Source organism: Comamonas sp. w2-DMI, from assembly GCF_040187735.1.
GTDB classification, from domain to species: Bacteria; Pseudomonadota; Gammaproteobacteria; order Burkholderiales; family Burkholderiaceae_C; genus Comamonas; species Comamonas terrae.
In genome coordinates this window covers 1-6,305 of record NZ_JBANEL010000057.1, presented here as the reverse complement: position 1 = coordinate 6,305, position 6,305 = coordinate 1, and the positions used below count along the sequence as shown (strand labels likewise).

General features: G+C 66.9%; 4 protein-coding genes and 2 pseudogenes. 3 read left to right on the top strand and 3 right to left on the bottom strand.

Translation table 11 applies throughout. From position 1 onward, the window contains the following. Positions 1-776, bottom strand: a pseudogene (locus tag V8Z74_RS25800) (lysylphosphatidylglycerol synthase transmembrane domain-containing protein); the annotation flags it as partial. Next, positions 773-1,804, bottom strand: a complete 1,032-nt coding sequence (locus V8Z74_RS25795; protein ID WP_349712232.1) for a glycosyltransferase family 2 protein — start codon at positions 1,802-1,804, stop codon at positions 773-775. The gene V8Z74_RS25795 and the pseudogene V8Z74_RS25800, both read right to left, overlap by 4 nt. 103 nt (positions 1,805-1,907) lie before the next feature. On the opposite strand from V8Z74_RS25795, the gene V8Z74_RS25790 reads away from it, so the two are divergent. Genes V8Z74_RS25790 through V8Z74_RS25780 form a run of 3 tightly spaced genes read left to right on the top strand, consistent with a single transcriptional unit; the run spans position 1,908 to position 5,769 of the window. Then, positions 1,908-3,425, top strand: a complete 1,518-nt coding sequence (locus tag V8Z74_RS25790) for an ArnT family glycosyltransferase (RefSeq protein WP_349712229.1) — start codon at positions 1,908-1,910, stop codon at positions 3,423-3,425. Then, the gene (locus V8Z74_RS25785; RefSeq protein WP_349712227.1) at positions 3,422-4,432 is read left to right on the top strand and encodes an NAD-dependent epimerase; all 1,011 of its coding nucleotides are present in this window, start codon (positions 3,422-3,424) and stop codon (positions 4,430-4,432) included. The genes V8Z74_RS25790 and V8Z74_RS25785 overlap by 4 nt, the downstream gene beginning before the upstream one ends. Continuing rightward, positions 4,429-5,769 (top strand): UDP-glucose dehydrogenase family protein, encoded by a 1,341-nt coding sequence (locus tag V8Z74_RS25780; protein WP_349712225.1) that lies wholly within the window; start codon positions 4,429-4,431, stop codon positions 5,767-5,769. Before V8Z74_RS25785 ends, V8Z74_RS25780 begins: the two co-directional genes overlap by 4 nt. A gap of 145 nt (positions 5,770-5,914) precedes the next feature. Here the strand turns inward: V8Z74_RS25780 and V8Z74_RS25775 are convergent. Then, a pseudogene (locus V8Z74_RS25775) lies at positions 5,915-6,305 on the bottom strand (hypothetical protein); the annotation flags it as partial.

Here is a 6,305-nt window from a genome sequence, read left to right as displayed (position 1 = left end):
CCCAGCCGCCCACGCTCAACCGGCAGCGCCACCATCAGGAACACAGGCGCGATCGCCCAGGCCCACACGCTGGCCGGCAGCGCCACGCCCAGTGCCAGCCCGCCCCCCGCCAGCGCCGCGGCCGACAGCAGCTGCACCGCCGCCGATGCCCCGGCCTGCCAGACCAGTTGACGCGGGAAGTCGGGGCGCGTTGCGGCTTCACGCAGCGGCGCGAGCCAGCCGCCCGCAATCCGGCGGCTGCGCAGCAGCGCAGGCAGGCACCACGGCAGCGCCAGCCACAGCAGCGTGCCCACAAGCATCAGCGCGATGAAAAGCCCCCTTGGCAACCGCAGCCAGGGCGCCAGCACGTCGGCACAGGCGGCAGCGCCCAGGCCGCCGATGGCGCACAGCATCCACAGGCCGCTCAGCCGGTCCAGCACCACCGACCAACTGGAGGCCGCCGTGTCCTGACCGGCACCACGCAGTACCACGGCGCGGTACACGTCGCCCCCCACCACGGCCCCCGGCAGCAACGCATTCAGGCCGATGGCCTGGAAGTACCAACGGCAGGCGTCGCGCGCGCTCGCGTTGGCGCCCAGCCACCGCGCCAATGCCCGCCAGCGCAGCGCCGAGACGAGGTTGGAAGCGATGCCCGCCAGCAGCCCCGCCAGCAGCCACCCTGGCTGGGCCTGGCGCAGTTGGCCCCACACGCGGGACGGATCGGCCAGCGCCACCACCGCGCCCAGCAGGGCCAGGCCCACCAGGCCGCGCAGCAGGGCCTTGAACGGACGTTTCACGCTATCTTATTAGTAGCTGCTTGCGCTTGCTGGTCGCGCGCCGCAGGCATATTTACTCTTGAATCCGGCACATATTCCTGCGCATGGAACTGCGGTGCCCCGCCGGCCTCGTGGTAGATGCGCATCAGCAGCTCGCCGATCAGGCCCGCGACCACCATCTGCACGCCCATCAGCACCAGCATGACGCCGGCAAGCAGCAGCGGCCGGCCGCCGATGTCCTCGCCCAGCACTTTCTGCAGCAGCAGCCAGGCCAGGATCAGCACGCCCGGCGCAGCCAGCCACAGCCCCAGCCCGCCAAAGGCATGCAGCGGGCGCTGGCGGTAGCGCATGAAGAACACGATGAGGATCAGGTCCAGGATGACGCGGAAGGTGCGGTCGATGCCGTACTTGGACACGCCGCGCGTGCGCGCATGGTGGCGCACCGGCACTTCCGTGATGCGCGCGCCCGCCTCCTTGGCCAGCGACGGGATGAAGCGGTGCAGCTCGCCGTAGAGGCGGATCCGGTCGATGATGGGCCGGCGATAGGCCTTGAGCGCGCAGCCGTAGTCGTGCAGGTGCACGCCCGTGGCGCTGGAGATCAGCCGGTTGGCGATGCGCGAGGGCAGCTTGCGCGACAGCTCCGCGTCCTGCCGGTCCTTGCGCCAGCCGCTGACCATGTCTACGCTGGAGTCTGTCTCCAGGCGCTCCAGCAGCAGCGGAATGTCGCCGGGTTCGTTCTGCAGGTCGGCATCCAGCGTCACCACATAGCGGCCGCGCACGCGATCGAAACTCGCCTGCAGTGCGCTCGACTGGCCGTAGTTGCGTGCCAGGAACACCGGGCGCAACCAGGGGCGCGTGGCCGCCAGTTCACGCAGCGTGTCGGCGCTGCCGTCGCGCGAGCCGTCGTCCACCGCCAGCAGTTCGAAGCTGAGCGGCTGCGCGGACATCGCCTGCGCGATGCGCTCCACGAGGTCGGGCAGGTTCTCGACCTCGTTGTAGATCGGCACCACGATGGAGACGTCGGGCGTTGGAGTAGGGGCGGTGTTCATCAAGGAAACAGTTGTAGTGGGATAATGGCTGCGATTGTGCCTCGCGCGCCCCGCGCGTTCGCGCCCGCCGGACGCACACAGTGCGCTACTTTCCCCTTGCCCCATGACCGCCTCCACCGCGCCCCGCGCGCTTTCGTCCCGCCTTCCCTGGACCCACCCGCTGTTCTGGTTCGCGGCCATCTCGCTGGCGCACGTGGCCATGCGCCTGCTCGCTTCGCCCGCGCTGAAGTGGGATGAGGCCGAGCAGATTCTGTGGACCCAGGAGCTGGCACTGGGCTACGGCCCGCAGCCGCCGCTGTACACCTGGCTGCAATGGGCGATGAACCAGGTGTTCGGCCCCAGCGTGCTGGCACTGTCGCTGCTCAAGCATGGGCTGCTGGCACTGACGTATTCGCTCATGTACCTGGCCGGGCGGGAACTGCTGGACGAGCGGGGGGCCTTCTGGGCGTCGGCGAGCATGGTGCTGATGCCCGCGCTGGGCTGGCATTCGGTCCGCGACCAGACCCATACCATCCTCGTCACGGCGATGGCCTGTGGCGCGTGGTGGCTGCTGCTGCGCATCGTGCGGCGCCCCCGGCCGCTGGACTTTGCCTTGCTGGGGCTGGTGTGCGGCTTCGGCATGCTGGCCAAGTACAGCTTCGCGCTGGTGGCGGGCGCCATGCTGCTGGCGGCACTGTCGGTACCCGAGGCGCGCCGCGCGCTGCTGTCGCGCGGCTGGTGGTGGGCGCCCCTGGTGGGCCTGCTGGTCGTGCTGCCGCATGTGGCATGGCTGCTGTCGCACCTCACCGAGGCGACGTCCGGCACCATCAGCAAGATGAACATCCAGCCTGAAAACGGGCTGGTCAAGGGCCTGCTGAGGCTGCTGGAGGGCGTGGTCCCCAGCACGCTGCTGCTGTGGGCGCTGTTCGCGTTGTGGGCTTTCCGTTCGGCCTGGTGGCAGCGGCCGCTGGCGCCGGTGTCGCCGCCGATGCACCGCGTGTTCGTGCGCTACCTGGGCCTGGTGTTGCTGGCGCTGGCCGGCATGGTGGTGTTTGCAGGCGTGAGCAACTTCAAGGGCCGCTGGATACTTCCACTGCTGTGTATGGCACCCCTGGCCGCCTTCTCTGCGCGGCCCGAATTGCAACACCATCCCCGTGCACGGCGCTACACGATCGCCGTGGCCACGATGGCCGTCATCCTGCTGGTCGCTGCCGGCATACGCCCCTGGTTCAGCGGGCTGCGCGGCGAGGTGGATGAGCTGAACCACCCGTCCATCGAACTGGCGGACGCCCTGCGCGCCGCGGGCTATGACGGCACCAGCCCCATCGTCGCGTCCGACCATATGCTGGCCGGCATGCTGCGGGTGCGCTTTCCCGACGCGTTGGTGGACGCCTGTGCGCCGGGCGAAGACGAGATCCCGACCTGTGTCGCCGACCATTTGCGCCGCAGCGAGCAGCGGGGGCAAGGCCTGCTGTTGATTTCACGCACCGACTACGTTCCGTCGAGCTGGTGGGATCAGGCCCAGGCCCGCATCGCGCCGCGTGCGCTGCAGTCCATCCACCTGCCCTTCCACATGGTGCGCGCGGGCACACCCCAGGCCCATTACGAATACATCTGGAGCCCACGCGGCACACAACCATGAGCGTCACCCTGGTCACCGGCTGCGCCGGCTTCATCGGCATGCATTGCGCGCAGCGACTGCTGGAGCGCGGCGAACGGGTGGTGGGCATCGATAACCTCAATGCCTACTATGACGTCGGCCTGAAGCACGCGCGCCTGGACCGCTTGCGCTGTCAGAGCGACTTCACTTTCGAGCAGATCGATGTCGCCGACCGCGACGCCATGCATGCGCTGTTTGCGCGGGTGCGTCCCCATCGGGTGTTGCATCTGGCGGCACAGGCCGGCGTGCGCTACTCCATCGACCAACCCGACGATTACACCGACTCCAATCTCCTGGGCTTCGGCAACATCCTGCAGGGCTGCCGCGCACAGCAGGTGGAGCACCTGGTGTTTGCCAGCAGCTCCAGCGTGTACGGAGGCAACGCGAAGTTGCCGTTCTCCGAGCGCGACGCGGTGGACCATCCCGTCAGCTACTACGCGGCGACCAAGAAGGCCAATGAGGTGATGGCGCATGCCTACGCGCACCTGTACGGCATTCCGACCACGGGCCTGCGGTTTTTCACGGTGTATGGGCCATGGGGGCGGCCCGACATGGCGCTCTTCAAGTTCACCCGTGCCATGCTTGCGGGCGAGACGATCGACGTCTACGGCGAAGGTCAGTTGGTGCGTGACTTCACCTACATCGACGACATCGTCGAGGGCGTATTACGCGTACTCGACAAGCCCGCCACACCAGACGCCGCATTCGATCCACTGTCGCCGTCGCCCGGCACGGGCCTCGCGCCCTACCGTATCTTCAATATCGGCAACAGCGCTCCTACGCTGCTCATGGACTACATCCATGCACTGGAGGAGGCGCTGGGGATGGTCGCCCTCAAGCGCATGCTTCCACTACAGCCCGGCGACATGCACAGCACGGCGGCCGACATGTCGGCGCTGGCTTCCTGGGTCGGCTTTGCCCCCCATACGCCCGTGCGGGACGGCGTGGCGCGCTTCGTCCACTGGTACAAGGACTTCTACCCATCATGAAAGTTACGGTTTTTGGCACCGGCTATGTCGGCCTGGTGCAGGGTGCAGTGCTGGCCGACGTCGGCCACGATGTGATCTGCGTGGACGTCGATGCCGCCAAAGTGGCCGCGCTGCAGGCAGGCCATATCCCCATCCACGAGCCGGGGCTGGAGCCCCTGGTGCAGGCCAACCAGGCGGCAGGCCGCCTGCGCTTCACTACTGACGCCGCTCAGGGCGTGGCCCATGGGGAGCTGATCTTTCTCGCCGTCGGCACCCCGCCCGATGAGGACGGCAGCGCCGACCTGCAACATGTGTTGGCCGTCGCGCGCACCATCGCGACCCACATGACCGAGCCGAAGACCATCGTCAATAAATCCACCGTCCCCGTGGGCACGGCCGACAAGGTCGCCGATACCGTACGCAAGGTGCTGGAGACGCGGCGCGTGGCCTTGGCATTCGAGGTGGTGTCCAACCCCGAATTCCTCAAGGAAGGCGCTGCCGTCGCCGATTGCAAGCGGCCCGACCGTATCGTCATCGGTACACGCGCACCCCAGGCCGAGCGCCAATTGCGCGAGCTGTATGCGCCTTTCAATCGCAACCACGACCGCATCGTAATGATGGATGTGCGCAGCGCCGAACTGACGAAGTACGCCGCCAACGCCATGCTGGCCACCAAGATCAGCTTCATCAATGAAATGGCCAACCTGGCCGAGCAACTGGGTGCGGACATCGAAGACGTGCGCCGCGGGCTCGGAAGTGACCCGCGCATTGGCTACCACTTCATCTATCCCGGCGTGGGTTACGGCGGGAGCTGCTTTCCCAAGGACGTCAAGGCCCTCATCCACACGGCCCAGTCCATTGGCTTCACCCCCGATCTGCTGCTGGCGGTCGAAAGCCGCAATGACGCGCAGCGGCAGTTGCTGGCGCGGCGCATCATTGCGCACTACGGCGGCAGCCTGCGCGGCAAGACCATCGCGGTCTGGGGGCTGGCCTTCAAGCCGGAAACCGATGACATGCGCGAAGCGCCCAGCCGTTACCTCCTGCAGAGCCTGTGGGCGGCAGGCGCCCAGGTGCGCGCCCACGACCCGGCCGCCATGGACGAGGCCCGGCGCATTTTCGGAGAGCGTGACGACCTGGTGCTGTGCGGCAGTCCCACCGAGGCATTGGAAGGAGCGGACGCGTTGGCCATCGTGACGGAATGGAAAATCTTCCGCGTGCCCGACTTTGCGCAGATGGCCCATGCGCTCCACGACCGTATGGTCTTTGACGGACGCAACCTCTATGACCCCGAGACCATTACGCGCTTCGGCCTGGGGTACGTATCAATAGGACGCGCGCCAGTCGTCGGCATGTCCTGAAACCCAACCACGTGGGGGACCTAAGACAACAGAGGGCCGTTTCCGTCCGCCCTCGGGTCCCGCGCGCCGCAGATTCAAGAAGCGGAGCAGCCTGAACAAAAACAAAAAGGCCCACCGAAGTGCTAGCCGTTCCGTTAAGGAGTTGCTAAGCGCCCGCCGGGACCTCATTGATTGCCCCTCCAGCCTCGCGCTGTGAGGGGCTTTCTTCTGGGGCTCGACGAGCTGCCGGCGCCCGCTGGCGAGGCGGTTCGCCGGGCACGAAGTAGAGGATGTCTTCCTCGGCCACGGGGCCTCGGGCAAGGCCCATTCGCATGGCTGGAGTTCGCTTGTCTTCGCCAACCTCGCAGTAATTGAAGTAGGTTCGGAATATCTCCACCAGCTTCGCCAGGACGCTGGGGTTGTAGGCGTTCTTGCCAAACCAAAGGCGCCGGTCAGCGGATGCACTGACAACGCCACGTTCCGCCATTGTCAATGCACGACGCAGCTGCATGAAGAATCGGTCTATTTCGTTCAACGAAGCTCGACGATACAGCTTC

Coding starts and splice junctions, on each gene's coding strand:
- V8Z74_RS25795 (WP_349712232.1), bottom strand. CDS start 1,804: ATGAACACCGCCCCTACTCCAACGCCCGACGTCTCCATCGTGGTGCCG.
- V8Z74_RS25790 (WP_349712229.1), top strand. CDS start 1,908: ATGACCGCCTCCACCGCGCCCCGCGCGCTTTCGTCCCGCCTTCCCTGG.
- V8Z74_RS25785 (WP_349712227.1), top strand. CDS start 3,422: ATGAGCGTCACCCTGGTCACCGGCTGCGCCGGCTTCATCGGCATGCAT.
- V8Z74_RS25780 (WP_349712225.1), top strand. CDS start 4,429: ATGAAAGTTACGGTTTTTGGCACCGGCTATGTCGGCCTGGTGCAGGGT.